This is a genomic window from Streptomyces sp. NPDC093984 (assembly GCF_044764595.1).
Taxonomy (GTDB): domain Bacteria; phylum Actinomycetota; class Actinomycetes; order Streptomycetales; family Streptomycetaceae; genus Streptomyces; species Streptomyces cynarae.
Map to the genome: position 1 here is coordinate 145509 of NZ_JBIWIM010000006.1, position 26794 is coordinate 172302.

The 26794-nt window shown below is 70.7% G+C and carries 28 protein-coding genes and 1 tRNA gene; 20 read left to right on the forward strand and 9 right to left on the reverse strand.

All coding sequences use genetic code 11. From position 1 onward, the window contains the following. Positions 1–8 precede the first annotated feature (8 nt). The gene (locus ACIRC0_RS22560) at positions 9–596 is read right to left on the reverse strand and encodes a nicotinamidase (RefSeq protein ID WP_403618226.1); all 588 of its coding nucleotides are present in this window, start codon (positions 594–596) and stop codon (positions 9–11) included. Between the two features lie 257 nt (positions 597–853). Then, positions 854–2182: a nicotinate phosphoribosyltransferase gene (locus tag ACIRC0_RS22565; RefSeq protein WP_403618229.1), complete on the reverse strand. Its 1329-nt coding sequence runs from the start codon at positions 2180–2182 to the stop codon at positions 854–856. Positions 2183–2333: 151 nt separating this feature from the next. On the opposite strand from ACIRC0_RS22565, the gene clpS reads away from it, so the two are divergent. From clpS to ACIRC0_RS22610, 9 genes are all read left to right on the forward strand, one after another. After that, a complete protein-coding gene (clpS, locus tag ACIRC0_RS22570) occupies positions 2334–2651 on the forward strand; it encodes an ATP-dependent Clp protease adapter ClpS (RefSeq protein ID WP_200417652.1) in 318 nt (105 codons plus the stop codon). A 12-nt stretch (positions 2652–2663) separates the two neighbouring features. Then, the gene (locus tag ACIRC0_RS22575) at positions 2664–3269 is read left to right on the forward strand and encodes a DUF2017 domain-containing protein (protein ID WP_403618232.1); all 606 of its coding nucleotides are present in this window, start codon (positions 2664–2666) and stop codon (positions 3267–3269) included. A 345-nt stretch (positions 3270–3614) separates the two neighbouring features. Beyond that, positions 3615–5039, forward strand: a complete 1425-nt coding sequence (locus ACIRC0_RS22580) for an amino acid permease (protein WP_403618235.1) — start codon at positions 3615–3617, stop codon at positions 5037–5039. A 98-nt stretch (positions 5040–5137) separates the two neighbouring features. Then, positions 5138–5560, forward strand: a complete 423-nt coding sequence (locus ACIRC0_RS22585; RefSeq protein ID WP_403618238.1) for a Mov34/MPN/PAD-1 family protein — start codon at positions 5138–5140, stop codon at positions 5558–5560. Positions 5561–5681: 121 nt separating this feature from the next. Continuing rightward, positions 5682–5777: a winged helix-turn-helix domain-containing protein gene (locus ACIRC0_RS22590; protein ID WP_216825713.1), complete on the forward strand. Its 96-nt coding sequence runs from the start codon at positions 5682–5684 to the stop codon at positions 5775–5777. A gap of 153 nt (positions 5778–5930) precedes the next feature. After that, positions 5931–6209, forward strand: a complete 279-nt coding sequence (locus ACIRC0_RS22595; RefSeq protein ID WP_103845066.1) for a MoaD/ThiS family protein — start codon at positions 5931–5933, stop codon at positions 6207–6209. A gap of 23 nt (positions 6210–6232) precedes the next feature. Next, positions 6233–7183 carry a PLP-dependent cysteine synthase family protein gene (locus tag ACIRC0_RS22600; RefSeq protein WP_403618241.1) on the forward strand — a complete coding sequence of 317 codons (951 nt, stop codon included), beginning with the start codon at positions 6233–6235 and terminating at the stop codon, positions 7181–7183. Between the two features lie 323 nt (positions 7184–7506). Continuing rightward, on the forward strand, positions 7507–9579 hold the full coding sequence (locus ACIRC0_RS22605) for a putative Ig domain-containing protein (RefSeq protein ID WP_403618243.1): 2073 nt from the start codon (positions 7507–7509) through the stop codon (positions 9577–9579). Between the two features lie 131 nt (positions 9580–9710). Further along, positions 9711–10268, forward strand: a complete 558-nt coding sequence (locus ACIRC0_RS22610; RefSeq protein ID WP_403618246.1) for a hypothetical protein — start codon at positions 9711–9713, stop codon at positions 10266–10268. 18 nt (positions 10269–10286) lie between these two features. Here the strand turns inward: ACIRC0_RS22610 and ACIRC0_RS22615 are convergent, their stop codons facing one another. Beyond that, positions 10287–10727 (reverse strand): type II toxin-antitoxin system PemK/MazF family toxin, encoded by a 441-nt coding sequence (locus ACIRC0_RS22615; protein WP_403618249.1) that lies wholly within the window; start codon positions 10725–10727, stop codon positions 10287–10289. Between the two features lie 245 nt (positions 10728–10972). Between ACIRC0_RS22615 and ACIRC0_RS22620 the strand changes: the two genes are divergently transcribed. Next, entirely contained in the window at positions 10973–11725 is a 753-nt protein-coding gene (locus tag ACIRC0_RS22620; RefSeq protein WP_403618252.1) for an MBL fold metallo-hydrolase, read from the forward strand. 277 nt (positions 11726–12002) lie between these two features. Here ACIRC0_RS22620 and ACIRC0_RS22625 read toward each other — a convergent pair whose 3' ends face one another. Beyond that, positions 12003–13256 (reverse strand): PTS transporter subunit EIIC, encoded by a 1254-nt coding sequence (locus ACIRC0_RS22625; protein WP_403618255.1) that lies wholly within the window; start codon positions 13254–13256, stop codon positions 12003–12005. Between the two features lie 288 nt (positions 13257–13544). On the opposite strand from ACIRC0_RS22625, the gene ACIRC0_RS22630 reads away from it, so the two are divergent. From ACIRC0_RS22630 to rdgB, 4 genes are all read left to right on the forward strand, one after another. Then, positions 13545–13778 (forward strand): glucose PTS transporter subunit EIIB, encoded by a 234-nt coding sequence (locus ACIRC0_RS22630; RefSeq protein ID WP_043440579.1) that lies wholly within the window; start codon positions 13545–13547, stop codon positions 13776–13778. A 98-nt stretch (positions 13779–13876) separates the two neighbouring features. Further along, positions 13877–14608 carry a ribonuclease PH gene (gene rph / locus ACIRC0_RS22635; RefSeq protein WP_403618259.1) on the forward strand — a complete coding sequence of 244 codons (732 nt, stop codon included), beginning with the start codon at positions 13877–13879 and terminating at the stop codon, positions 14606–14608. A 91-nt stretch (positions 14609–14699) separates the two neighbouring features. Beyond that, a complete protein-coding gene (locus tag ACIRC0_RS22640) occupies positions 14700–15101 on the forward strand; it encodes a hypothetical protein (protein WP_403618262.1) in 402 nt (133 codons plus the stop codon). Positions 15102–15150: 49 nt separating this feature from the next. Further along, a complete protein-coding gene (rdgB, locus tag ACIRC0_RS22645) occupies positions 15151–15753 on the forward strand; it encodes an RdgB/HAM1 family non-canonical purine NTP pyrophosphatase (RefSeq protein ID WP_403618265.1) in 603 nt (200 codons plus the stop codon). 64 nt (positions 15754–15817) lie between these two features. Here the strand turns inward: rdgB and ACIRC0_RS22650 are convergent. From ACIRC0_RS22650 to ACIRC0_RS22660, 3 genes are all read right to left on the reverse strand, one after another. After that, positions 15818–15901, reverse strand: a tRNA-Leu gene (locus tag ACIRC0_RS22650). A gap of 207 nt (positions 15902–16108) precedes the next feature. Further along, on the reverse strand, positions 16109–16450 hold the full coding sequence (locus tag ACIRC0_RS22655) for a GroES family chaperonin (RefSeq protein WP_403618268.1): 342 nt from the start codon (positions 16448–16450) through the stop codon (positions 16109–16111). Positions 16451–16493: 43 nt separating this feature from the next. Further along, positions 16494–16832, reverse strand: coding sequence for a DUF3618 domain-containing protein (locus tag ACIRC0_RS22660; RefSeq protein WP_403618270.1), 339 nt, complete (start codon positions 16830–16832; stop codon positions 16494–16496). Between the two features lie 190 nt (positions 16833–17022). Between ACIRC0_RS22660 and bcp the strand changes: the two genes are divergently transcribed. Next, positions 17023–17490: a thioredoxin-dependent thiol peroxidase gene (bcp, locus tag ACIRC0_RS22665; RefSeq protein WP_403618272.1), complete on the forward strand. Its 468-nt coding sequence runs from the start codon at positions 17023–17025 to the stop codon at positions 17488–17490. Between the two features lie 80 nt (positions 17491–17570). Here the strand turns inward: bcp and ACIRC0_RS22670 are convergent, their stop codons facing one another. Continuing rightward, positions 17571–20027, reverse strand: a complete 2457-nt coding sequence (locus ACIRC0_RS22670) for a transglycosylase domain-containing protein (RefSeq protein WP_403618275.1) — start codon at positions 20025–20027, stop codon at positions 17571–17573. Positions 20028–20229: 202 nt separating this feature from the next. On the opposite strand from ACIRC0_RS22670, the gene ACIRC0_RS22675 reads away from it, so the two are divergent. The 4 genes from ACIRC0_RS22675 to ACIRC0_RS22690 all read left to right on the forward strand — a co-directional run bounded on the left by ACIRC0_RS22675 (position 20230) and on the right by ACIRC0_RS22690 (position 23846). Beyond that, the gene (locus ACIRC0_RS22675) at positions 20230–21030 is read left to right on the forward strand and encodes an ABC transporter permease (RefSeq protein WP_403618278.1); all 801 of its coding nucleotides are present in this window, start codon (positions 20230–20232) and stop codon (positions 21028–21030) included. 91 nt (positions 21031–21121) lie between these two features. Beyond that, complete coding sequence (locus tag ACIRC0_RS22680) at positions 21122–21886, forward strand: ABC transporter permease (protein WP_403619057.1); 765 nt, start codon at positions 21122–21124, stop codon at positions 21884–21886. A 9-nt stretch (positions 21887–21895) separates the two neighbouring features. Next, positions 21896–22930 (forward strand): ATP-binding cassette domain-containing protein, encoded by a 1035-nt coding sequence (locus tag ACIRC0_RS22685; RefSeq protein WP_403618281.1) that lies wholly within the window; start codon positions 21896–21898, stop codon positions 22928–22930. Positions 22931–22940: 10 nt separating this feature from the next. Next, positions 22941–23846 carry a DUF1707 domain-containing protein gene (locus ACIRC0_RS22690; protein WP_403618284.1) on the forward strand — a complete coding sequence of 302 codons (906 nt, stop codon included), beginning with the start codon at positions 22941–22943 and terminating at the stop codon, positions 23844–23846. 26 nt (positions 23847–23872) lie between these two features. On the opposite strand, the gene ACIRC0_RS22695 is transcribed toward ACIRC0_RS22690, so the two are convergent. Then, positions 23873–25204: an SGNH/GDSL hydrolase family protein gene (locus tag ACIRC0_RS22695; protein ID WP_403618286.1), complete on the reverse strand. Its 1332-nt coding sequence runs from the start codon at positions 25202–25204 to the stop codon at positions 23873–23875. A gap of 243 nt (positions 25205–25447) precedes the next feature. Here ACIRC0_RS22695 and ACIRC0_RS22700 point away from each other — a divergent pair, with 243 nt between their 5' ends. After that, positions 25448–26785: a DUF445 domain-containing protein gene (locus ACIRC0_RS22700; RefSeq protein WP_403618289.1), complete on the forward strand. Its 1338-nt coding sequence runs from the start codon at positions 25448–25450 to the stop codon at positions 26783–26785. The last annotated feature ends 9 nt before the right edge of the window (positions 26786–26794 follow it).

The window sequence follows — 26794 nt, forward strand, 5'->3', positions numbered from 1 at the left end:
GGCGAGGGTCAGGACACCACCGGCTTGCCGGACAGCTCCACGCCCGCCTCCCGGAGCTCCTCCAGCGCGCGCTCCGTGGTCTCCTCGGCCACCCCGGCGGTCAGGTCCAGCAGGACCTGCGTACGGAAGCCCTGGCGCACCGCGTCCAGCGCGGTGGCGCGCACGCAGTGGTCCGTGGCGATCCCCACCACGTCCACCTCGTCGATCTCCCGCTCCCGCAGCCAGTCCCCGAGCCCGACCCCGTTCTCGTCGACGCCCTCGAACCCGCTGTACGCCGCCGAGTACGCCCCCTTGTCGAACACGGCGTCGACCGCGCCGGAGGCGACCGCCGGGGCGAAGTTCGGGTGGAAGCCCACGCCCTCCGTGCCCGCCACGCAGTGCGCGGGCCACGAGTGGACGTAGTCGGGATTGTCGGCGAAGTGACCCCCCGGGGCGATGTGGTGGTCCCGGGTGGCCACCACGTGGCGGTACCCGGCGGGGGCCTGCCCGATCAGCTCGGTGATCGCGGCGGCCACATCGGCACCCCCGGCCACCGCGAGGCTGCCACCCTCACAGAAGTCGTTCTGCACGTCTACGACGATCAAGGCGCGGCGCATGGTCGGTGTCCTTCGGCTTGGCAGCGGTTCGGGTGTGGAGGGTGCGGGCCCGGCCGTCCGTGAACTACATGACCTACCGAGCCTAGAGACTTCGGGGACCGGGCGGGAGAGGGCGTCGGGCGGTCGGCCGGGTGCGCGGGGTGCGTTGCCGTTGCATTCCGGGCCGCCGTCCGTCCATGCGCCCTCGGGCGAGCAGCGGCCGAAGCCGCAGTCCGCCCCCTCCTCCATGGTCCTCCCGGCGCGTCAACAGCGACGCGTCAGACGTACTCGGTCGGGATCACCGGCTCCCCGCGCGACAGCTGCGTCGCCGACAGCGGCAGGTTGGCGCGGGCGGCCGCGTGCCGGTCGCGGACGACGTCCAGCGGCTCCCGGGAGATCACCTCGCCCCCCTTGACCAGCTGCACCAGCAGCTGCCGGTCCGCCAGCTCGTCCGGCACCGGCCCGACGCCGACCACCTCGGCCTCGGCCACCCCGTGCCCGTCCAGCCGCCGTGCCGCCCACTTGCGCCCGCCGACGGACGTCTTTCCGCCGGTCGACTTCTTCGCCACCGGCACCAGCGGCGCCTTCGGGTCCGCCGACTCGGCGCGGGCGACCAGCTTGTAGACCATCGAGCAGGTCGGGTGCCCGGAGCCCGTCACCAGCCGGGTGCCCACGCCGTACGCGTCCACGGGCGCCGCCGCCAGCGAGGCGATGGCGTACTCGTCCAGGTCCGAGGTCACGATGATCTTCGTGTGGGAGGCGCCCAGCGCGTCCAGCTGCTGCCGCACCCGGTGCGCGACCAGCAGCAGGTCACCCGAGTCGATGCGCACGGCGCCCAGCTCGGGCCCGGCCACCTCGACGGCCAGCCGGACGGCCTCCGTGACGTCGTAGGTGTCCACGAGCAGCGTGGTGCCCCGGCCGAGCGACTCGACCTGGGCCCGGAAGGCGTCCCGCTCGCTGTCGTGCAGCAGCGTGAAGGCGTGCGCGGACGTCCCGACCGTGGGAATGCCGTACCGGAAGCCGGCCGCCAGGTCCGAGGTGGTGGTGAAGCCGCCGACGTACGCGGCGCGGGAGGCGGCCACGGCGGCCAGTTCGTGGGTGCGCCGGGCGCCCATCTCGATCAGCGGCCGGTCCCCGGCGGCGGAGGCCATGCGCGAGGCGGCGGCCGCGACGGCCGAGTCGTGGTTGAGGATCGACAGGATGACGGTCTCCAGCAGCACGCACTCGGCGAAGGAGCCCTCGACCCGCATGATCGGCGAGCCGGGGAAGTACACCTCGCCCTCCGGGTAGCCCCAGATGTCGCCGCTGAAGCGATAGCCGGCGAGCCAGTCCAGCGTCTCGTCGTCCACGACCCGGCGCTCGCGCAGGAAGCCGAGGACGCCCGCGTCGAAGCGGAAGTTCTCCACCGCGTCCAGGACACGCCCGGTACCGGCCACCACGCCGTAGCGGCGGCCGTCGGGCAGCCGCCGGGTGAAGACCTCGAAGACCGAGCGCCGCTCGGCGGTGCCCGCCCTGAGGGCGGCCTGCAGCATCGTCAGCTCGTAGTGGTCGGTGAAGAGCGCCGTCGAGGGAACGTCCACCGGCAGCCCAAGGTCCGCTACGCCCACCAAAGCTCTCCTCACACACGACTCTTCGGGTGCACCCTTCGGTGCTACAAGTGCCTGCGACGGCCGATCGTACTCCTCATCTCGTCAGTCTGACGATTTGGGGGCCGGGTGGAGGTGCCCGTTTGTGCGACCACCCCCCTCGGGTGGCAGCATGGGGCTTGTGACGTCACCCGCTCCAGTAGAGATCGAACGAACACAGTCGGCGGAGGAAGAGTTCGCCGTACCCGAGCCCGACGTCCCCTGGGTCACGATCGTCCACAACGACCCGGTCAATCTCATGAGCTATGTGACGTACGTCTTCCAGACGTACTTCGGCTATTCCAAGGACAAGGCCACCAAGCTCATGCTCGACGTCCACCACAAGGGCCGGGCGGTCGTCTCCAGCGGTACGCGCGAGGAGATGGAACGCGACGTGCAGGCGATGCACGGCTACGGCTTGTGGGCCACCCTCCAGCAGGACCGGAAGTAGCGACCTCCCTTCATGTCAGGACACTTCGAACCGCTCCCCGGCGGCGGCGCGGCCGTCGCCCTCGACGACGTCGAGATCTCCATCATCCGCTCGCTGGCCGTGCAGTTGCTGGAACTCATCGGGCCGGGCCCCGCCGAGAACGCCCCCGAGGATCCGCTCGCCGAGCTGTTCGCCGAGGGCCCGAGCGAACCGCCCGCCGACCCGGTGCTGCGCCGGCTGTTCCCGGACGCGTACGGCGACCCCGGCAGCGAGCCCGTCTCGTCCGGTGAGGCCGACGAGCTGCGCGCCCACTCCGCCGAGTTCCGCCGCTTCACCGAGAACGACCTGCGCGCCCGCAAACGCGAAAACGCCCTCGCGGTGATCCGCACCCTGGACGCGCTGACCTCGGCGAGCCGGGAGGGCGGGGTGCTCAAGCTGTCGCGCGAGGAGTGCGAGCGGTGGCTCGGCGCCCTGAACGACCTGCGCCTCGCGATCGGCTCCCGGCTCGAGGTCGCCGACGAGGACGACACCGACGAGCTGTACCGGCTGCCGGACGAGGACCCGCGCAAGCCGATGGTGATGGCGTATCTGTGGCTCGGCGGTCTCCAGGAGACGCTGGTCACCACCCTTATGCCCTGACCTGTGTGGATTTCGTGTTCGCTCAGCGGACGCTCAAATCCGGATAACGATCGCGTCACCATTGCGGCCATGTATGGGCCGTTCGTGCGTACTTTGTCCGCTTCTTGCTGTGTGCTGCGCCACATCGCTTCCAGGTGATCAGTGTTGCGGTCGTGATAAATCTTCACGACCGCCCGGCGAACACCACCCATGTCGCGCCGGGTGCGCCACCGAGCCGACGACCGTCGGCCAGGCATGAGCGGACCCGGGAGAGCCCGTGCCCGCTCGCTCCATCAATCCGGGGGGATCGAGACGATCCGCGGCCGACGAGAGGCCCGGGTCGGCATGGAGAAAGGCGCACCACACATGACCTCAGCGCAGGTCGAGAAGGAGAACACCCCTGAGGAGGGGTACGAGCGCGGGCTCGGCAGCCGTCAGGTCCAGATGATCGCGATCGGCGGCGCCATCGGCGTCGGCCTGTTCCTGGGCGCGGGGGCGAACATCGCCAAGGCCGGGCCCAGCCTGATCCTCATGTACGCCCTCGCCGGCGTGATCATCTTCTTCATCATGCGGGCGCTCGGCGAGCTGCTCCTGTACCGCCCGGTGTCGGGATCCTTCGCGGAGTACTCCCGCGAGTTCCTCGGCCCGTTCTTCGGCTACTTCACCGGCTGGACGTACTGGCTGATGTGGGTGGTGACCGGCATGGCCGAGCTGACGGCCGCCGCGATCTACGTCCACTACTGGTTCCCGTCGATCCCGCAGTGGGTGACGGCGCTGGTCTTCCTGGTGGTCCTCTTCGTGGCCAACCTGATCTCGGTGAAGCTGTTCGGCGAGATCGAGTTCTGGTTCTCGATGGTCAAGGTCACCGCGCTGATCGGCATGATCGTCATCGGTCTCGGCGTGCTGACCTTCGGCTTCAGCGCGGCCGGTGACACCGCCACGGTCTCCAACCTCTGGCAGTTCGACGGCTTCTTCCCCAAGGGCATCGGCTCGTCCCTGATGACCCTGCAGGGCGTCATGTTCGCCTACCTCGCCGTCGAGCTGGTCGGTGTCACCGCGGGCGAGTCCGAGGACCCGGAGAAGACCCTCCCCAAGGCGATCAACACCCTGCCCTGGCGCATCGCCCTGTTCTACGTCGGCGCCCTCACCGTGATCCTGTGCGTGGTGAAGTGGACCGAGTTCGCGGCGGGCGTCAGCCCCTTCGTGAAGGCGTTCGCGGTCATCGGCATCCCGGCCGGCGCGGGCATCGTCAACTTCGTGGTGCTCACCGCGGCCCTGTCGTCCTGCAACTCGGGCATGTACTCCACGGGCCGCATGCTGCGCACCCTCGCGGACAACGGCGAGGCCCCCCGCGTCTTCAGCAAGCTGTCCGCCTCGAAGACCCCGGCCCTCGGCATCACGGTCTCGGTCGCCTTCATGGGCATCGGCGTGGTCCTCAACTACGTCGTCCCGGAGAAGGCCTTCGGCTACGTCACCTCGGTGGCCACCGCGGCCGGCATCTGGACCTGGCTGATGATCCTGGTCAGCCACGTCCTGTACCGCCGCGCGGTGGACGCGGGCCGGCTGCCCGCCTCCTCCTTCCCGGCGCCGGGCGGCGCGGTGTGCAGCTGGATCGCCATCACGTTCCTGCTCTTCGTCACCTGCCTGATCGCCTACGACGCCGACTCCCGCGTCTGCCTGTACGTCATGGCGGTCTGGGCGGCCGCCCTGGCCGTCGGCTGGGCGGTCCTGAAGGCCCGCAACCCGCAGGTCGCCCAGCGCCGCGAGCAGGAGCTGGAGAAGGTCCGCTGAGTCTCTGGTGAGTCTCCCGGCTCACGCGTAGCTCACCATGTGGGCCGCCCCGTACCACCCCTCGGTACGGGGCGGCCCTTCTGCTTATGCTGACCGTCATGCTGACCATCACCCAGGCCCTCGTCGACCAGATCGTCGCGCACGCGCGCAAGGACCACCCCGACGAGGCGTGCGGCGTCGTCGCCGGCCCGGCCGGCTCCGACCGCCCCGAGCGCTTCATCCCGATGCTGAACGCGGCCATGTCGCCCACGTTCTACGAGTTCGACTCCGGCGACCTGCTCAAGCTCTACCGGGAGCTGGACGACCGCGACGAGGACCCGGTGGTCATCTACCACTCCCACACCGCGACCGAGGCCTACCCGTCCCGCACGGACATCTCCTACGCCAACGAGCCCGGCGCCCACTACGTCCTGGTCTCCACCGCCGACACCGACGGCGCGGGCCCCTTCCAGTTCCGCTCCTTCCGGATCGTGGAGGGCGAGGTCACGGAGGAAGAGGTCAAGATCGTGGAGTCGTACTGATCAGGTGGTCATCCGCCCCTGATCCCGGTGGCCGACCCTCCGTCTCGCGCCTCGGATGAAATCTGTCCGAACAGCGAGATCACACTCCAGGGGGCGGCCCGGGAATCGTTACGATGAGCGCATGGTTCTGAACGACGTGAGCGACAAGACGCCGGGCGCACTGCTCGTGGCGCGGCTGCACGTCGACCTGTGCAGGCTCGCCAGCGCCATCTGTTGACGCTGTCCCTGCCGCCGTACGGCCGTGAGCCGCGGCGCCCGACCCGCGGTACCACCGCGTCCTCGCGCAGCCGCGCGCCCTCCCCAAGCTCTCGACTTCGCTCGAGCAGGGTGGACCCCCACCCTGACTTCCTTCCGACAGGAGCCCGCAACCATGGCCATCGAGGTCCGCATCCCGACCATCCTCCGCCAGTACACCGACGGCCAGAAGGCGGTGGAAGGCACCGGGGAGACCCTCGCCGACCTGTTCGCCGACCTCGAGACCCGCCACCCGGGCATCCAGGCCCGCATCGTGGACGGCGGCGAGCTGCGCCGCTTCGTGAACGTCTACCTGAACGACGAGGACGTCCGCTTCCTCGACGGCATCAACACCAAGGTCGCCGACGGCGACAACGTGACGATCCTGCCGGCCGTCGCCGGCGGCATGGCCTGAGTTCCGACGGTCGCTGATCACCGATGCGCTACGACTCCCCGCTGGCCGCGGTGGGCAACACACCCCTGGTGCGCCTGCCGCGGCTGTCGCCGTCCCCCGACGTCCGTATCTGGGCCAAACTGGAGGACCGCAACCCGACCGGCTCGGTCAAGGACCGCCCCGCGCTGCACATGATCGAACAGGCGGAGAAGGACGGCCGCCTCACCCCCGGCTGCACGATCCTCGAGCCCACCTCGGGCAACACCGGCATCTCCCTGGCCATGGCGGCCAAGCTCAAGGGCTACCGCATGGTGTGCGTCATGCCCGAGAACACCTCGCAGGAGCGCCGGGAACTGCTCGCCATGTGGGGTGCCGAGATCATCTCCAGCCCGGCGGCGGGCGGCTCCAACACGGCCGTGCGCGTCGCCAAGGAACTGGCGGCCGAGCACCCGGACTGGGTGATGCTCTACCAGTACGGCAACCCGGACAACGCGGGCGCGCACTACGCGACGACCGCCCCCGAGATCCTCGCCGACCTGCCGTCCATCACGCACTTCGTGGCCGGGCTCGGCACCACCGGCACCCTCATGGGCGTGGGCCGCTACCTGCGCGAGAACAAGCCGGACGTGCAGATCGTCGCCGCCGAACCGCGCTACGACGACCTGGTGTACGGCCTGCGGAACCTCGACGAGGGCTTCGTGCCGGAGCTGTACGACGCCTCCGTCCTCACCAGCCGTTTCTCCGTCGGCTCGGCGGACGCGGTGACCCGGACCCGTGAACTGCTCCAGCAGGAGGGCATCTTCGCGGGCATCTCCACCGGGGCCGCGCTGCACGCCGCGATCGGCGTCGGCAAGAAGGCCGTCAAGGCGGGCGAGAGCGCCGACATCGTCTTCGTCGTGGCCGACGGCGGCTGGAAGTACCTCTCGACCGGCGTCTACACGGCCGCCACCACGGAAGAGGCCATCGAGACGCTCCAGGGCCAGCTCTGGGCCTGAGCCCTTCGCCGGGCCCGCCTCCCATCGAAGCGCCAACCCCCTCCTATGAGGGGGCTAAGCGTTGCCTACGGCGCGGCAAAGATCTTCCCTCGGGGGAGCCTTCCGGGGGCGGAGGGGGTTACGTTCTGCCCGTCCTGTCATGTCGCGCTCATCGGCATCGCAGGGTGTCCTAGGTGTCATGCCCATGGCGCGCGTCCCACCGCCGCTACGCGCGTCACGGCCTGCCACCCAGCTCGTGAATCCCCACTTCCGGCTGTGGTTCCGCGTCCGGCCCCACCCAGGCCCACGCGGTGCCGGCCTCGACAGATGGAGGCAACACCCCCATGCGTGCGTCACGCCCGAACAAGCGGCGCCGGGGTCTTCGAAGACTCCTGACCGCCGCCGTCCCGGCCCTCACCCTCACCGTCGCCGGGTTCCTGGCGGCCCCGTCCGCGGGCGCGCAGACCGCGCCCGCCGCCACCGCGCACACCACCCGCACGTCCCAGAACGCCAAGGCGCTCACCGACCCCCAGCGGCAGACCGTCCACTCGACCGGCAAGGCCGGGCAGAAGGTCCCGACCCAGCACCTGTGCGCCACCGCGAAGCCCGGCCAGGCGTCCTGCTTCGCCCAGCGCCGCACCGACATCAGGCAGCGCCTGGCCTCCGCGCTCGCGGCCGCCGCGCCCTCCGGCCTGAGCCCGGCCAACCTGCACAGCGCCTACAACCTGCCCTCGACCGGCGGCTCCGGCCTGACCGTCGCCGTGGTCGACGCCTACAACGACCCCAACGCCGAGTCGGACCTGGCCACCTACCGCTCGACGTACGGCCTGTCGGCGTGCACCAAGGCCAACGGCTGCTTCAAGCAGGTCAGCCAGACCGGTTCGACCACCTCGCTGCCCACGAACGACACCGGGTGGGCCGGTGAGGAGGCGCTCGACATCGACATGGTCAGCGCCGTCTGCCCCAACTGCAACATCATCCTCGTCGAGGCCAACTCCGCCAACGACACCGACCTCGGCATCGCCGAGAACGAGGCCGTCTCGCTGGGCGCCAAGTTCGTCTCCAACAGCTGGGGCGGCTCCGAGTCCTCCACCCAGACCAGCGAGGACACCTCCTACTTCAAGCACCCGGGTGTCGCGATCACGGTCTCCGCGGGCGACTCCGCCTACGGCGCCGAGTACCCGGCGACCTCCCAGTACGTCACCGCCGTCGGCGGCACCGCGCTGACCACCGCCTCCAACTCCCGCGGCTGGAGCGAGAGCGTCTGGCACACCAGCTCCACCGAGGGCACCGGCTCGGGCTGCTCCGCCTACGACCCGAAGCCGAGCTGGCAGACCGACACCGGCTGCTCCAAGCGCATGGAGGCCGACGTCTCCGCGGTCGCCGACCCGGCCACCGGCGTCGCGGTCTACGACACCTACGGCGGCTCCGGCTGGGCCGTCTACGGCGGCACCAGCGCCTCCGCCCCGATCATCGCCGGCGTCTACGCCCTCGCGGGCACCCCGGGCTCCAGCGACTACCCGGCGAAGTACCCCTACTCCCACACGACCAACCTGTACGACGTCACCAGCGGCAGCAACGGCTCCTGCTCGACCTCGTACTTCTGCACCGCGCGCACCGGCTACGACGGCCCGACCGGCTGGGGCACCCCCAACGGCACGACCGCCTTCTCCTCCGGCAGCAGCACCGGCAACACGGTGACCGTCACCAACCCGGGCAACCAGTCCACCACGACCGGCAGCTCGGTCAGCGTGCAGATCAAGGCGACGGACAGCGCGGGCGCCGCCCTCACCTACAGCGCCACCGGACTGCCCACCGGCCTGTCGATCAACAGCTCGACCGGCCTGATCTCCGGTACCGCCTCTACCGCGGGCACCTACAGCGTGACCGTCACCGCCAAGGACGCAACCGGCGCCTCCGGCTCCACCTCCTTCACCTGGACGGTGGGCTCCTCCGGCGGCGGCACCTGCTCCTCGGCGCAGTTGCTCGGCAACCCGGGCTTCGAGTCGGGCAACACCACCTGGAGCGCCTCCAGCGGCGTGATCACCAACGGCAGCGGTGAGGCGGCGCACAGCGGCTCCTACTACGCCTGGCTCGACGGGTACGGCTCCTCGCACACCGACACGCTGTCCCAGTCGGTGACCATCCCGTCCGGCTGCAAGGCCACGCTGACCTTCTACCTGCACATCGACACCGCGGAGACCGGCAGCACCGCGTACGACAAGCTGACGGTGACGGCCGGGTCGACCACGCTGGCGACGTACTCGAACGTCAACGCGGCCTCCGGTTACACCCAGAAGTCCTTCGACCTGTCCTCGTTCGCGGGGTCCACGGTCACCCTGAAGTTCAGCGGCGTGGAGGACTCCTCGCTGCAGACCAGCTTCGTCATCGACGACACCGCCCTGACGACGAGCTGACGCACCTGTGCGCGAAGGGGCCCCGGCCGGGCGTGTGGGCCGGGGCCCGTTTGCGCGCGCGTGGGGATCCTGATGCGCTGGAGAAACGTCACACCGGCACACATGGGCACGAGTAACGAGAGGCGGCCCTCATGCGCCGTACCACCGCTCAGCGGACCACTGTCATCGCCGTCGCGGCAGCGGCGCTCCTCCTCGCGGGCTGCGGCACGCACAGTGGGCCAGGAGCGGCCGGCAGCGGCGCGGTGTCGCCGTCCCCGTCGGTGTCCGGGTCGGCCTCGGGGCCGGCGTCCCCGTCGGCGCCCGAATCCGGCTCGGCCTCCCCCTCGGCGCCCTCCTCCGGGGCACCGGCCCCCACGGCCACTCCCACCGGCTGCACCCCTCACGTCCAGCTCACCGCCGCCGACACCGGCCGCACCGTGTGCCTGAGCACCGGCGGACAGATCCGCCTCACCCTGGACGGCACCAAGGACCGCCCCTGGACCCCCGTCACCGCCACCGGCGCGGCGCTGAAGGCCGCCAACGCCGGTTTCGTCGTCCAGCCGGGCGACGCCGTGGCCGCCTTCGACGCCGTCGCGCCCGGCACCGCACAGCTGAGCGCCACCCGCCCGCTGTGCGCCAAGCGCCCCGGCCAGACGTCGTGCCTCGGCATCCAGCGGTGGACCGTCACGGTCACGGTGACCAAGCCATGAGGCCCGCCATGGACACGCTCATCCCGCCAGGTACCGCACCTGGTCCCACAGCGCGGGGTCCACCACCCCCACCCGGCGCCGGAAGTCCCACAGCGGCACGTCCCGCAGCTCGTCCGTCTCCAGGAAGCTGGGCCGCCCCTGGGCGTCGCCGACCGACCCCGGCGGGAGCGGGATCACGCCCGTCCGCTCGTCGTGGTACCGGCTGGTGATACGCGCGACCGTCGCGCTGTCCCCGCGCACCGTCAGCACCAGGCACGGCCGCTCCTTGCCGCCCGGCCGGTCCCCGTGGGGCACGCTCGCCCACCAGATCTCGGCCGGCCGCGGATGCACCCGGGCACGTCCCGGCGGACGCGCGCTCGCGGCACGGTGACGCCGTCCGCGCCCCCATCCGTCCACCAGCGTCGCGACCAGCGCGAGCAGCACCACCGCCGCCAGCGCGAGCCACCACGACGTGTCCATATGGATGACGGTACCGGCGTGTTCGCCTCACTGCGCGCCCTCCGCAACTCAAGTGCGCCGTATCGCGCACCACGCGCGCCCTTGTTCCAGCCGAACCGGTGACACCACAGGTGAGTTCCCCCACAACGGCCCCTGGCGGAGGAGCGACCGGCCCTTTTGCGCCTTACGCTCGACGGACCGCACGACCCCCGTCACCGCTCCCCGTCCCTGCCTTGCGCACGTCCCGCCACGGAGGTTCCAGCTCTATGAAGCTCACCGTCGTCGGCTGCTCGGGGTCGTTTCCGTCCGCGGAATCGGCCTGCTCGAGCTACCTCGTAGAGGCCGACGGCTTCCGGCTGCTTCTCGACATGGGCAACGGCGCCCTGGGCGAGTTGCAGCGCCACTGCGGTCTCTACGACCTCGACGCCATCTTCCTGAGCCACCTGCATGCCGACCACTGCATCGACATGCTCGCGTACTTCGTCGCGCGCTACTACCGCCACGACGGCGGCCGCTGCGCCCCCATCCCGGTCTACGGCCCGGAGGGCACCGAACAGCGCCTGACCACCGCCTACGGCGACACGCCCTCGGCCTCCTCGATGAGCGAGGTCTTCGACTTCCACACGGTCAAACCGGGCACGTTCGAGATCGGCCCGTTCACCGTGCACACGGAACGCGTACGCCACCCGGTGGAGGCGTACGGCATCCGGATCGAGCACGGCGGCAGGTCGCTCACCTACTCGGGCGACACCGGTGTGAGCGAAGCGCTGGACGAACTGGCGCGCGACGCCGACCTGTTCCTGTGCGAGGCCGCGTTCACCCATGGCAAGGAGGATATTCCGAACCTCCACCTGAACGGCCGTGAGGCGGGCGAGACCGCCACCCGCGCCCGGGCCCGCCGCCTCGTCCTCACCCACATTCCGCCGTGGACCGACCCCCAGGTCAACCTGACGGACGCCCGCGCGGTCTACCCGGGGCCGGTCGAACTGGCGGCGCCACGGGCGACGTACGAGATCTGACCCGTCCGTCCGAACAGCCCGAACGGCACACCACAGGCTCCGAACGACCCGACGGTGACCGCCGCTTCCCAGGAGGCGGCGGTCTTTTCGTGCCCGCTCGGCGTCCTCTCGGCATCATCCCGCGGTCTCCTGGCGGTGTCCTCCCGCGCTCTCTCGGCTCCCTCTCAGCGAAGCCGCACCTGTACGCCCGTACGCCCGCCCGCCCGTACACCCGTACGCAGACGCACGAAGGCCCCGGAACCTGGACGGTTCCGGGGCCTTCTCACGTCCGGGGCTGCTACGCCTTCGTCAGGTCCTCGATCTCCTCCTCGGGCTCGCGGCCCGGGGTGGGGAGGTTGAACTTGATGATGGCGAACCGGAAGACGAAGTAGTAGATCGCCGCGAACACCAGGCCGATCGGGATGATCAGCCAGGGCTTGGTGGCGAGGTTCCAGTTCAGGAGGTAGTCGATCGCACCGGCCGAGAACGTGAAGCCCGCGTGGACGCCGAGCGCCCAGGTGATCGCCATGGAGAGCGCGGTGAGGACCGCGTGGATCCCGTACAGCACCGGCGCGATGAACATGAACGAGAACTCGATCGGCTCGGTGACACCGGTGACGAAGGAGGTCAGCGCGACCGAGAGCATCAGACCCATGACGGCCTTGCGGCGCTCGGGGCGGGCGGTGTGCGCGATGGCGAGCGCGGCGGCCGGCAGACCGAACATCATGATCGGGAAGAAGCCCGACATGAACTGTCCGGCGGTCGGGTCACCGGCGAAGAAGCGGTTCAGGTCGCCGTGCACGATGACGCCCGCGGAGTTCTTGTAGTCGCCGATCTGGAACCAGGAGACGGCGTTCACGAACTGGTGCATGCCGACCGGGATCAGCGCGCGGTTGATCAGACCGAACAGACCCGCGCCCAGGGCGCCGAGACCGGTGATCCACGTGCCGACGTCGGAGATGCCTTCACCGATCGGCTTCCAGACCAGCCCGAAGAAGACGCCGAAGAGCGTGCCGACGAACGCCATGATGATCGGGACGAGCCGGCGGCCGTTGAAGAAGCCGAGCCAGTCCACCAGCTTGGTGCGGTGGAACCGCTGCCACAGCACGGCCGACAGCAGACCCAGGAGGATGCCGCCGAGGACGCCCGGGTTGTTGTACGTCGCCTCGACTATCTTGCCGTTCTCGATGTGCTGCTCGCTCAGCGGGAACGCCTTGAGGACGTTGCTGTAGACGAGGAAGCCGACCAGGGCCGCGAGCGCGGTGGAGCCGTCCGACTTCTTGGCGAAGCCGATCGCGACGCCGACGCAGAAGAGCAGGGGCAGGTTGTCGAACACGGCGCCGCCCGCGGTCGCGAAGACGGACGCGACCTTGTGCCAGCCGAGTCCGTCGTCACCGAACACGTCGGGCTGCCCCAGCCGGAGCAGGATGCCCGCCGCCGGCAGCACGGCGATGGGGAGCTGCAGGCTGCGGCCGACCTTCTGCAGGCCCTGGAACAGACCGGAACCCCGCTTCTTCGCGGGGGCCGCCGTTGTCGCGGTGGCGGTGCTCATACTTCCTCCATGTGCCGGGGCTGCCGGGGGACGGGAAGGGGGGAGTGGAACGGGGTGGAACAGCCCCGTGTGGTCTACACCACCGGTGGTGTAGACCTGTTGTAGCACGGTGAAGGCGGGATAAGGAACCCATGAATTCTGTGGCCTCGGACAGACAGGGAGCAAATGCCGCACTCGTGATAAAGGCCACGTAGACGGGCGCGATGTTCTGGCCCGGCACTTTGCGGGCGTTCCCGGGGTGGTGTAGACCAGTTTTCGACACAGCGGTTCGGCTCAGGGAGTAAGGACATGGCCAGCAAGGCTGAGAAGATCGTTGCCGGGCTCGGCGGCATCGACAACATCGACGAGATCGAGGGCTGCATCACCCGGCTCCGCACCGAGGTCCACGACGCCTCGCTGGTCGACGAGGCCGCCCTGAAGGCCGCCGGCGCCCACGGCGTCGTCAAGATGGGCACCGCCATCCAGGTCGTCATCGGCACCGACGCCGACCCGATCGCCGCGGAGATCGAAGACATGATGTGAGCCCGCCCGCTCACACACCAGTACGCGGACGCAGGCGGCCAGGGGCCTCTCCCACCGTGGGAGAAGCCCCTGACGCAGTTGCGGATAGGCTCGGCGCCATGTCTCGAATCGACGGCCGCACCCCCGAACAGCTCCGCCCGGTCACCATCGAGCGCGGCTGGAGCAAGCACGCCGAGGGCTCCGTCCTCGTCTCCTTCGGCGACACGAAGGTCCTCTGCACCGCCTCCCTCACCGAAGGCGTGCCGCGCTGGCGCAAGGGCAGCGGAGAGGGCTGGGTCACCGCGGAGTACGCCATGCTGCCCCGCTCCACCAACACCCGCGGCGACCGCGAGTCGGTCAAGGGCAGGATCGGCGGCCGTACCCACGAGATCAGCCGCCTCATCGGCCGCTCCCTGCGCGCCGTCGTCGACACCAAGTCCCTCGGCGAGAACACCGTCGTCCTCGACTGCGACGTCCTCCAGGCCGACGGCGGCACCCGCACCGCCGCGATCACCGGCGCGTACGTGGCGCTCGCCGACGCCGTCGCCTGGGCGCAGCGCAGGAAGCTCATCAAGGCCACCCGGCAGCCGCTGACCGGCACCGTCTCGGCCGTCTCCGTGGGCATCGTGGCCGGCGTGCCGCTCCTCGACCTCTGCTACGAGGAGGACGTCCGCGCGGAGACCGACATGAACGTCGTCTGCACCGGCGACGGCCGCTTCGTCGAGGTCCAGGGCACGGCGGAGGCGGCACCCTTCGACCGCGGGGAACTGAACGCCCTCCTCGACCTCGCGATGGCTGGCTGCGAACAGCTCACGGCGATCCAGCGGGCGGCGCTGGAGGCAACCGCGTAGCGCGGTACGGCGTTTTCAGAAGTGACCCCGGTGGGGCGCACGGACGACACCGCGCGCCCCACCGTCACCCCCACGGAGAGGGAACCGCTCCATGGCCGCGCGCCACCGCCGACGCACCGCCACCGCCGCTCTCGCGGCCGTCGCCGTCCTCGCCGCCATCGGCGCGAGCGCGGGCTGCGACGCCGTGAACAAGGCCATCGACTGCGTCCAGACCGCCGACGCCATAGCCGACAGCGTCACCGGCCTCCAGCAGGCCGTCGAGAACGCGGCGAACGACCCGACGCAGACGGACGAGGCCCTCGACTCCATCGAGAAGGACCTCGACAAGATCGGCGACAAGACGGACGACGTCGACGTCAACAAGGCGGTGGACGGCCTGCGTACGGCGGTCACCAACGTCCGGGACGCGATCAGGAACGGCGACAGGACCCCCGACGTGAGCCCGGTGACGAACGCGGCGGGCGAACTGACGAAGGTCTGCACGTCCTCCTAGCGCGGCAGGCGGACGCCGCGGGCGCCACCCGTGCCCGGATACTGGTCCCATGACCCGCCTGATCCTCGCCACACGCAACGCCGGAAAGATCACCGAACTCCGGGCGATCCTCGCCGAAGCGGGCCTCCCGCACGACCTGGTCGGCGCGGACGCCTACCCCGACATCCCCGACGTCAGGGAAACGGGCGTCACCTTCGCCGAGAACGCCCTCCTCAAGGCCCACGCCCTGGCCAAGGCCACGGGCATGCCCGCGGTGGCGGACGACTCCGGCCTGTGCGTCGACGTCCTGGGCGGCGCGCCCGGCATCTTCTCCGCGCGCTGGGCGGGCCGGCACGGCGACGACAAGGCGAACCTGGACCTGCTGCTGGCCCAGCTCGCGGACATCGACGACACCCACCGCGGCGCCCACTTCGCCTGCGCGGCGGCCCTGGCCCTCCCCGACGGCACGGAACGGGTGGTCGAGGGCCAGCTCCGCGGCACCCTCCGCCACGAGCCCACCGGCACGAACGGCTTCGGCTACGACCCGATCCTCCAGCCCGAGGGCGAAACCCGAACCTGCGCCGAACTGACCCCCGAGGAGAAGAACGCGATCAGCCACCGCGGCAAGGCGTTCCGCGCGCTGGTACCGGTGGTCCGGGAACTGCTGGGCTGAGGCGGGCTGTGCGAAAGGCCCGGTCCCTGAGCTCGGACCGGGCCTTCGTCATGCCATGTCGATGTGCGGTCGGTGGGACTCGAACCCACACGGGATTTCTCCCACGGGCACCTAAAACCCGCGCGTATGCCTATTTCGCCACGACCGCCCCAAAACGGGACACTTCGCCTTCTCGTGCCGCTCGGTGCCGTTCAGTGTACGGGGGACTCCGCACGCCTCGCTGGCCCCCCACCCTTCGCACTCCGTCATGTCGCCGCCGGGGCACGGCAGTTCGGGTGGACGGGATGCGTCGACAGGGCGCGGTGACGTCGAGGGGGCCGGCGACGGGCGTGTCGCCGGCCCCCTCAGCCGCCCTCTACAGGTACAGCCCCGTCGAGTCCTCCGCCCCCTCGAAGCGGTCCGCCGCCACGGCGTGCAGGTCGCGTTCGCGCATCAGGACGTACCCGATGCCGCGCACCTCCACCTCGGCCCGGTCCTCCGGGTCGAACAGGACCCGGTCGCCCGGTTCCACGGTCCGTACGTTCTGCCCGACCGCGACGACCTCGGCCCAGGCGAGGCGCCGGCCCACGGCCGCGGTCGCGGGGATGAGGATGCCGCCGCCGGAGCGGCGCTCGCCCTCGCCGGTCTCCTGCCGCACCAGCACACGGTCGTGCAGCATCCGGATGGGCAACTTGTCGTGGTGGGTCTTCTCGCTCACGCCCTGAACCTACCTGCCTTCGACGGCTTCGCGCGCGGCCGGGTCAGGCCCTGTGCCGCCGGGAGCCCAGCGCGAACAGTCCCACGACGCCGACCACGACCAGCGCCACGGGCACGATGCGCTCCAGCCGCGGCGCGCCCTCCTCGGTGACCAACTGGCCCTTGACCTCGCTGACGACCCGGTTGACGCCCACGTAGGCCCGCCCGAGCGTGTGGTCGATGTTGGAGACGACCTTGGCCTTGGCGTCCCCGACGATCGTCTTCGGGTGCACCCGGACGCCGATCTCGTCGAGCGTCTCGGCCAGCGTCTCGCGGCGGCGCTTGATGTCCGCCTCGATCTCGGCCGGAGTCCTGGTGTCCGGTGTGCTCGACGTGTCCGTCACCGCGCTTCCTCCGTGGTCGTGTGCGGCGTGTTCCGCGCAATTTCCTGATTCTGTGCTGGACAGTCTGTCAGCTTCGTGCCGAAGGCACCCATCGGCACCCCCGTGGAGGGTCCGAAGGAGATTAGGCTCATCCGGTAAACCGCTGACCCGCGTGATCCGCGTGACCCGACCCTTGCCCCGTGAGGTACCGATGAGCGAGCGACTCCAGCCCGGCGACACCGCCCCCGCCTTCACCCTGCCGGACGCCGACGGCAACGAGGTCTCCCTGGCCGACCACAAGGGCCGCAAGGTCATCGTGTACTTCTACCCGGCGGCGCTCACCCCCGGCTGCACCAAGCAGGCGTGCGACTTCACGGACAACCTCCAGCTGCTGGCGGGCGCCGGCTACGACGTCATCGGCATCTCCCCGGACAAGCCGGAGAAGCTCGCGAAGTTCCGCGAGAAGGAGTCCCTGAAGGTCACCCTCCTCGCCGACCCCGACAAGGAGGTGCTGGAGGCGTACGGCGCCTTCGGCGAGAAGAAGCTGTACGGCAAGACGGTCGTCGGCGTCATCCGCTCCACGGTGATCGTGGACGAGGACGGCAAGGTCGAGCGCGCCCTGTACAACGTGAAGGCGACGGGCCACGTGGCGAAGATCATCAAGGATCTGGGCATCTGACCGTCCCGCCTCCCACGCAGGCGAACGGCCCGCACCGGTGCGATCGGTGCGGGCCGTGGCGTAGGGCGAGGACCCTGCCGCTACGGCCACCGGCCCCGCGCGCTCAGCGCCCCCGCCCCGGTCGTCGTCCCGCCGTTCCCCGTGGTGCCGCCGTCCCCGGTGGTCCCCCCGGAGCCGGTCGTGCCGCCCGTGTCCGTGGTGCCTCCGGTGCCGGTCGTGCCGCCGTCGCCCGTGGTGCCTCCGGTGCCGGTCGTGCCGCCGTCGCTCGTGGTGCCGCCCGTACCCGTCGTGCCGCCGCCGGTCGTCGTACCGCCCGTGCCGGGTGTGCCGCCCGTCGTCGTACCGCCCGTGCCCGGGGTGCCGCCCGTCGTCTGCCCCTGGGTCTGACCCTGGTCCTGGCCCGGGGTGGTGGACTGGCCGCCCGTCGTGCCGCCGTTCGACTGGTCGCCCGTGGTGCCGGGCTGCTGGTCCGTCGGCCCGGTGCTCGGGGGCTCCAGCGTCTGGTCCGCGCCCGCCTGGAGCTGCAGGTCGAAGTCCTTCACCGGCTGCCCCTGCAGCGCGTCCTTGGTGAACTGCGCCCAGATCTGCGCGGGCGCGCCGCCGCCGTTGATACGGGGCAGGCCCATCGCGCCGTAGAGCGACTCGTGCTTGCCGGTGTCCGGGTCCTGGCCCATCACCGCGATCACGGTGGCCAGCTGCGGGGTGTAGCCCGCGAACCAGGCCGCCTGGTCCTCCTCCGCGGTGCCGGTCTTGCCGGCGGCGGGCCGCCCGGCGCCCTGCGCGGCGGTCGCGGTGCCGTTGTCGACCACGCTCTGCAGGACCGACGTGGTGGTGTCCGCCGCCTCCCGGCTGACCACCTGCTTCGTGGACTGCTGCGGCAGCGCGATGTTCTGCGTGCCGTTGGTGACCTTCTCGACCAGCGTGTACGCGCCGTGCTTGCCGTGGTTGGCGAGCGTCGCGTACGCCTGCGTCATGTCGAGGACGCTCGCGGTGGCCGTGCCGAGCGCGATCGACGGGTACGGCTGAAGGTCGGGCGTGTTCGCGGGCACGCCCAGGTCGATCGCGGTCTGTTTGACCTTGGGCGGGCCGACGTCCACCGCCATCTGCGCGTACACGGCGTTCACGGACTTGTCCGTCGCCTTGCGGACGGTGATCGGGCCGTAGGAGACGTTGTCCTCGTTCTCCGGCGCGTACGCCCCGCCGGACCAGCCCTGCACGGGTCGCTTGTCGGTGCCGTCGTACACCGTGTTCGGGGTGATGGTGACGCCGTCCTGGGTGCGGGAGCCGTTCTCCACCGCCGAGGTGAACACGAACGGCTTGAACGTGGAGCCGACCTGGTAGTCGCGGCGCGTCGCGTTGTTGACGTACTGCTTGGTGTAGTCGATGCCGCCGTACATCGCGAGGACCTTGCCGGTGGCCGGGGCGATGGCGGCGCCGCCGGCGCGGACGTACCGGTCGACCTTGTTGTTCTTCTTGTCGAGCTTGCTCATCACCTGGTCGCTGACGGCCTTGACGAACGCGTTCTGCTTGGACTTCTCCAGCGTGGTGGTGATGCGGTAGCCGCCGCGGGCCAGGGTGTCCTCGTCGATGATCTTGTTGCTGGTCAGGTAGTCCTTGATCGCCTGGACCAGGTAGCCGCGCTGCCCGGACATGCCGGACGCGTAGACCTGCTCGCGGGGCGTGGGGAAGGTCACCTTCCCGCGCTCGGCGGCGCTCAGCCAGTTCTTCTTGACCATGCCGTCGAGGACGTAGTTCCAGCGGGCCAGCGCCGCGCCCTTGTTCTCGGGGTGCGCGATCACGTCGTACTCGCTGGGCGCGTTCAGCAGAGCGGCGAGGTAGGCGGCCTGGCCGACCGTGAGGTCCTTGGCGTCCACGCCGTAGTAGGCCTGGGCGGCGGCCTGGATGCCGTAGGCGTTGCGGCCGAAGTAGCTGGTGTTGAGGTAGCCCTCCAGGATGTCGTCCTTGCTCTTCTCGCGGTCCAGCTTGATCGCGATGAAGAACTCCTTCACCTTGCGGGTGACGGTCTGCTGCTGCTCCAGGTAATAGTTCTTCACGTACTGCTGGGTGATCGTCGAGCCGGACTGCTTGCCCTTGCCGGTGGCCGTGTTCCAGGCCGCGCGGACCATCGCCTTGGGGTCGACGGCGGACTCGGTGTAGAAGTCGCGGTCCTCGGCGGCGAGCGCGGCGTGCTGGGCGGCCTTGGAGATCTGGGCGAGCTTGACGTTCTCGCGGTTGACGGTGCCGTCGCGGGCCAACTCGCTGCCGTCGGCGTACAGGTAGACGTTGCTCTGCTTGGTGGCCGCCGCGTTCGCCGCCGGGATCTTGACCGTGTAGTAGCCGAGGGCGAACAGCCCGACCAGGAGCAGCAGGCCCACCAGGAGGGTGCCGAGCACCGTCTTCCAGGTGGGGACCAGCCGGCGCCATCCCGTGCGCTTCGGCCGCTTCGCGCCGCCGGGGATCGCGGCGACAGGTGCCGTCCGCGGTTCTCCGGACACCACGACCTGGCTGCTCTGATGCGGCTGTGGCTCGTCGCTCATCGTGGTGCCGGACTCCCGTTTCGCGTCGTACGTTCCCGTACGTCCTCGTACGCCATCTGCGTCCCCTGATGAAGACTGTCGCACCTTGCGTTCCAGTTCCCGGCACGAGGGACGTTCCGTGCGGGAAAACGTGTGGTACGCCACTTCGTCCGCGCGCTAGGCTCCTGCGCTTCGCCCGGAACGCGTCGAAGGGAGGACTCCCGTGGGGGCAGGGCGGTTGTACGCCGCTGTCGCCGCCGGTGGTTTCCGGAGGTACGCGACCTACCGGACCGCGACCGCGGCGGGGGTGTTCACCAACACAGTCTTCGGATTGATCTTGGCATACACCTATCTGGCCCTGTGGCACGAACGGCCGCACCTGGGGGGTTACGACGAGGGCCAGGCGCTGACGTACGTGTGGACGGGGCAGGCGCTGCTGATGACCGTCTCGGTGATGGGCGGCGGCTTCGAGGACGAGCTGATCGAACGCATCCGCACCGGTGACATCGCGATCGACCTGTACCGGCCCGCCGACCTGCAGCTGTGGTGGCTGGCCGCGGACGCGGGGCGGGCGCTGTTCCACCTGCTCGGCCGGGGCGTGGTGCCGCTGGTGGTGGGCGCGCTGCTGTTCCCACTCGCGCTGCCCACGAGCCCGCTGACCTGGCTGGCCTTCCTGGTCGCGGTCGGGTTCGGGGTGGTGGTGAGCTTCGCGATCCGGTTCGTCGTGGCGCTCTGCGCGTTCTGGCTGCTGGACGGGGCGGGGGTGGCCCAGTTGTCCTGGCTGCTGGCGGTCTTCTGCTCGGGCATGCTGCTGCCGCTGAACGTCTTCCCCGGCGCGCTCGGCGAGGTCGTGCGCGTACTGCCCTGGTCGGCGCTGCTCCAGGCCCCCCTGGACGTGCTGCTCGGCACGGCGGATCCCCTGTCCACGTACGCCTTCCAGGGCGCGTGGGCGGTGGTGCTGCTGGCCGCGGGGCGGCTGGTGCAGTCGGCGGCGACCCGGCGGGTGGTGGTCCAGGGTGGCTGACACCGGGGGCACGGAGCCGTACGGCCCGGCGCGCGCGGAGGCCTACGGCCGGGTGCGCGAGGGGGGGCGTGCCTACTTCCTGATCACCGCCATGTGGATCCGCTCCACCGTGGCCTACCGCGCCTCCTTCCTGATGACGACGTTCGGCAACTTCGCCGGCACGGCGCTCGACTTCGTCGCGATCATGCTGATGTTCTCGCGGGTCGACCGCCTCGGCGGCTACGGCCTGTCCGAGGTGGCCTTCCTGTACGGCCTGTCCACGACCGCCTTCGGCCTCGCCGACCTCGCGATCGGATCCATGGACCGGCTGGGGCGGCGGGTGCGCGACGGCACGCTGGACACGCTTCTGGTGCGGCCGGCGCCGGTGCTCGCACAGGTCGCGGCGGACCGCTTCGCCCTGCGTCGCCTCGGCCGGGTCACTCAGGGGGCGCTGGTCCTCGGGTACGCCGTCACCGTGCTGGACGTCTCGTGGACGCCGCTGAGGGTGCTGATGGTGCCGCTGACGCTGCTGAGCGGTGGCGTGATCTTCTGTGCGGTGTTCGTGGCGGGCGGGGCCTTCCAGTTCGTCGCGCAGGACGCCTCCGAGGCACAGAACGCGTTCACGTACGGCGGCACCACGCTGCTGCAGTACCCGCCCACCGTGTTCGCGAAGGAACTGGTGCGCGGGGTGACGTTCGTGCTGCCGCTCGCCTTCGTCAACTGGCTGCCCGCGCTGTACGTGCTGGGGCGGCCCTATCCGCTCGACCTGCCGTCCTGGGTCGCCTTCACGCCACCGCTGGTCGCGGTGGGCTGCTGTGCGCTCTCGGGGCTGGCGTGGCGGGCGGGACTGCGTTCGTACCGGAGCACGGGGAGCTGAGAGGGGATCATGAGCGGCGGCTTCATCGAACTCGACCGCGTCGAGAAGGTCTTCGACGTGCGCAAGAGGACCGGTTTCCTGAAGAGCGAGCGGCGGCAGGTGCGGGCCGTGGACTCGATCTCCTTCACCGTGGCGCGCGGCGAGATGGTCGGCTACATCGGGCCGAACGGCGCCGGGAAGTCCACCACGATCAAGATGCTGACCGGGATCCTGACCCCGAGCGGCGGCCGGCTGCGGGTCGCCGGCATCGACCCCTCCCGGGAGCGGACCCGGCTCGCGCAGCGCATCGGCGTGGTGTTCGGGCAGCGTACGACCCTGTGGTGGGACCTGCCGCTGATCGACTCCTACCGCCTGATGCACCGCATGTACCGCATCCCGGACGCCCGTTACCGCGAGAACCTCGACCGTCTGGTCGAACTGCTCGAGCTGGGCGCCCTGTTGGACGTGCCGGTGCGGCAGCTGTCGCTGGGCCAGCGGATGCGCGGCGACATCGTGGCGGCGCTGCTGCACGACCCCGAGGTGCTGTACCTGGACGAGCCGACGATCGGGCTGGACGTCATCTCCAAGGCGAAGGTGCGGGAGTTCCTGCGGGAGGTGAACGCCGAGCGCGGTACGACGGTGCTGCTGACCACGCACGACCTGCAGGACATCGAGCAGCTGTGCTCCCGTGTGATGGTCATCGACCACGGCCGCCTGATGTACGACGGCCCGCTCGCCGGGCTGCACGAGGTCGGCGACAGTGAACGCACCCTGGTGGTCGACCTGGAGCGGGAGCTGCCGCCGATCCAGGCGCCGCCCGCGCGGGTGGTGCGGGTGGAGGGGCCGCGGCAGTGGCTCGCGTTCCCGGCGTCGCAGTCGGCGGCGCCGCTGGTGGCGCGGGTCGCGGCGGAGTATCCGCTGGTGGACCTGTCGGTGCGGGAGCCGGACATCGAGGCGGTGATCGCGAAGATGTACGCGGAGAAGCACACGGAGGTGCTCGCGGAGAAGCACGCGGAGGAGGCCGGTGAGGGCCGCGGCGTGGTCCGGGACGCCGCGAACTCGTAGGCTGACGCCCATGACCGACGCTGTGTCTCACGGGGGAAGCGACGAGCAGCGGCCGGCGCCGCACACCCCGGTCCCGGAACCGGATCTGCGCGCCTCCGACGCCGATCGCGAACGAGTCGCCGAGGTCCTCAGGGACGCCCTCGCGGAGGGCCGTCTCGACATGGAGGAGTTCGAGGAGCGGCTGGAGGCGACGTACAAGGCGCGGACGTACCGCGAACTGGCGCCGATCACCCGGGACCTGCCGGTCGCGGGTGCCACGCCGCCGGTCGTGTCCCTGACCAAGGAACCGGCGCAGAGCGGCCGTTGGGCCGAGCGCATCACCGGTGGCGAGGGGTCGTCCACGTGGGCGGTCGCCGTGATGTCCGGGTTCCAGCGCAAGGGCCGCTGGCGGGTGCCCAGGCGGTTCAACTGCTTCGCCTTCTGGGGCGGCGGTGAGATCGATCTCAGGGAGGCGGACTTCGCGGACCGCGAGGTCGAGATCAACTGCGTCGCGATCATGGGCGGGATGAACGTCGTCGTGCCGCCCGGCGTCGAGGTGGTCGTCCGCGGCATCGGCATCATGGGCGGCTTCGACCAACGTGAGGAGGGCGTCCCTGGGGAGCCGGGCGCGCCGCGCGTGGTCGTCACCGGGTTCGCGTTCTGGGGCGGGGTCGGTGTCGAGCGCAAGCTGACCAAGGCCGAGCGGCAGCGGATGAAGGAACAGCGGCGCCAGGACAAGCTGGAGCGCAGGGCCGGTCGCGGGGAACTGGAGAACTCCCCCCGTGAGGACCTGGAGGGCCTGCTCGATGTCCACAAGGCGATCGAGGGGCACCGCGACTGGATGCGCGAACGCCGCGAGGAGCGGCGGGAGGAGCACCGCGAGCGCCGTGAGGCGCGGCGCGAGGAACGCGACCGGCGCCGCCACGGCGGTTGGTGAGCGGGACCACGGCTCGGTGAGCCGGGTCACAGCTCGGCGGGTGCCGCGCCCTTGAGGGAGGTCAGGTCGAAGACCTCCGCCATCCTCCGGAACCCCTCGTCGCTGGGGTGCAGGTGGTCGCCCGAGTCGTAGTCGGCGCGCAGCCGGCGCGGGTCGTAGGGGTCGCGCAGCGCCCGGTCGAAGTCGACGACCGCGTCGAACACGCTCCCGGAGCGGATTCGCGCGTTGACTGCCTGGCGCACCTGCTCGCGGTCGGTCCGGTAGGCGCGGTGGCCCTTGAACGGCATCAGCGTCGCGCCGACGACCTTCAGGCCGCGTGCGTGGGCCTCGTGGACGAGGGTGCGCAGCCCCGCGGTGATCCGGTCCGGGTCGGCCTGGCCGGGGTTGTGCAGGATGTCGTTGACGCCGAGGTCGATGACGACGGCCTTGACGTTCGTACGCTCCAGCACGTCGCGGCCGAAGCGGCTCAGACCGCTCGGGTTGTCGGCCGGCCGGCCTCCACCGCTCACCAGGACCTCGTTGCCGCTGATGCCCTCGTTGACCACGCTGTAGCGGGGCACGTCACCCGATCCGGCCGCCTGGCGCAGCCGCTTCGACAGCACGTCCGTCCAGCGGCGGTCGGCGCCCACGGTGGAGGTGATGCCGTCGGTGATCGAGTCGCCGAGCGCGACGACGGTGCCCGTCGCCTCGTTGCTGAGCAGGTCGAGCGCGGTCAGATAGCGCCAGGAGAGGGTCGGGGCGGTGAAGGGGGCGCCGCTGGTGTCCTCGGTGCGGTCGCCCAGGGCCGCGTAGGAGACCTGCTGGGCGTGCCGGTGGTAGGTGACCGGGCCGGACGGGGTGGGGGAGTAGGTGGTCACCAGCACGTCCGTGTCCCGCGGGACGACGATCCGTACGGCGTCGCTGACCACCTGCCCGCCGGGGGCGATGACGGCCGAGGGGAGGCCGCCGAAGGTGAGCCGGCGCATGCTGCCGTCGGCCACCCGGGCGGTGTCGTCCGCGGCGGCGAGGGCGATCGAGGCGTGCGTGATGCTCAGCGGCTGTGCGCCGTAGAGATTGGACAGCGTGATGCGGGCACTCGTCCCGCCGACGCCGACGTGTACGACGTTGCGGACGGACCTGCCCGCCATCCCGGTCTCCCGGGTGCCGGGCTCGGCGCCGGACGGCGAGGCCGCCCAGGCGCCCACCCAGATACCGGTGGAGGCGGGTTCGGCGGCGTTCGGCGGGGTCGGCCGGCCGGTGGCCGGAATGCTGCGGCGGCTGCCGTCACCGGCTGCGACCCCTACGTATATGGCGGCCGAGACGGTCAGAACGATCGTCAGGACAGCCGCCAGCAGGGCATAACCGTGTTTCCTGGTCATGCGGTGCGTTGTCTCCTAGGGCGAGCGGAGCCCTGGGCTCCGTATTGATCATTCCCATGATGCGTCATGGGGCGGAAGGGAACCGGCGCGGCCCTGGGCCGGCCCCCTGGGGAAACCCCCGACGTAACCATGGAAAGCCCCCGAATCTTCCCTCTCCGGACAAGACGTCGGGAACTCCTGTTCCGTTCCATGAGTCGGTCGGGAAGGGACAATGTGTACGGGGGACGTGGACGGGTGGAGTGGATGGAACGGACGAAGACGGACGACGAGGTGACGGTGCGGCAGCCGTCCGGCCCGGGCGTCGCCGCCGGCCGGGCGATGACGTCCTTCAGCCCTGCCGACGAGGAGAAGCGCCGGGGCGTACGCCGGATGAAGGGCACGGCGACCGGGCTGCTGCTGCTGGTCGCGGTCGTGTACGCGCTGGCCAGATGGGCGCAGAACACGGGCGCGGGGCCCTGGGCGGGCTATGTGGCGGCGGCCGCCGAGGCGGGCATGGTCGGCGCGCTCGCCGACTGGTTCGCGGTCACGGCCCTCTTCCGTCACCCGCTCGGCCTGCCGATCCCGCACACGGCGATCATCCCGAACAAGAAGGACCAGCTCGGCGTCTCCCTCGGTGAGTTCGTCGGTGAGAACTTCCTGTCCGAGGAGGTCGTACGGCAGCGGCTGCGCGCCGTCGGCATAGCGAGCCGTCTGGGTGCCTGGCTCGCCGATCCCGAGCACGCCGACCGAGTGACGGCGGAGCTGGCCACGGCCCTGCGCGGGGCCCTGACCGTGCTGCGCGACTCCGACGTCCAGGCGGTGGTCGGTGAGGCCATCACCCGCCGCGCCGACGCCCAGGAGATCGCGCCCGGGCTCGGCAAGCTGCTGGAGCGCGTCGTCGCCGACGGCGGCCACAGGCGGATCGTGGACCTGATCTGCGTCCGCGCCCACGACTGGCTCGTCCTGCACGACGACCAGGTGATGGCCGCGGTCCAGGGCGGCGCCCCCGGCTGGACGCCCCGCTTCGTGGACAAGAAGGTCGGCGAGCGGGTCTACAAGGAGCTGCTCCGCTTCGTCACCGAGATGCGGGACGCGCCCACCCACCCGGCGCGCGGCGCCCTCGACCGGTTCCTCGCCGACTTCGCCTCCGACCTGCAGTCCGACACCGACACCCGGGCGCGCGTGGAGCGGCTCAAGGGCGAGGTGCTGGGCCGCGGCGAGGTGCAGGACCTGATCGCCTCCGCCTGGACGGCCGTACGCTCCATGATCGTCTCGGCGGCGGAGGACGAGCGCAGCGAACTGCGGCTCCGGGTGCGGGCCTCGCTGCTGTCGCTGGGCGCCCGCATGGCCACCGAGCCCAAGACGCAGGGCAAGGTGAACTCCTGGGTGGAGGGCGCCGCGGTGCACGTCGTGACCACCTACCGCAGGGAGATCACCTCCCTGATCACCGACACGGTCGCGAGCTGGGACGCCGGCCACACCACCCGCAAGATCGAGGCGAACATCGGCCGCGACCTGCAGTTCATCCGGATCAACGGCACGGTGGTGGGCTCGCTGGCCGGGTTGCTGATCTACACGGTGTCGCGGGCGCTGGGGGCGTAAGCGACGCCG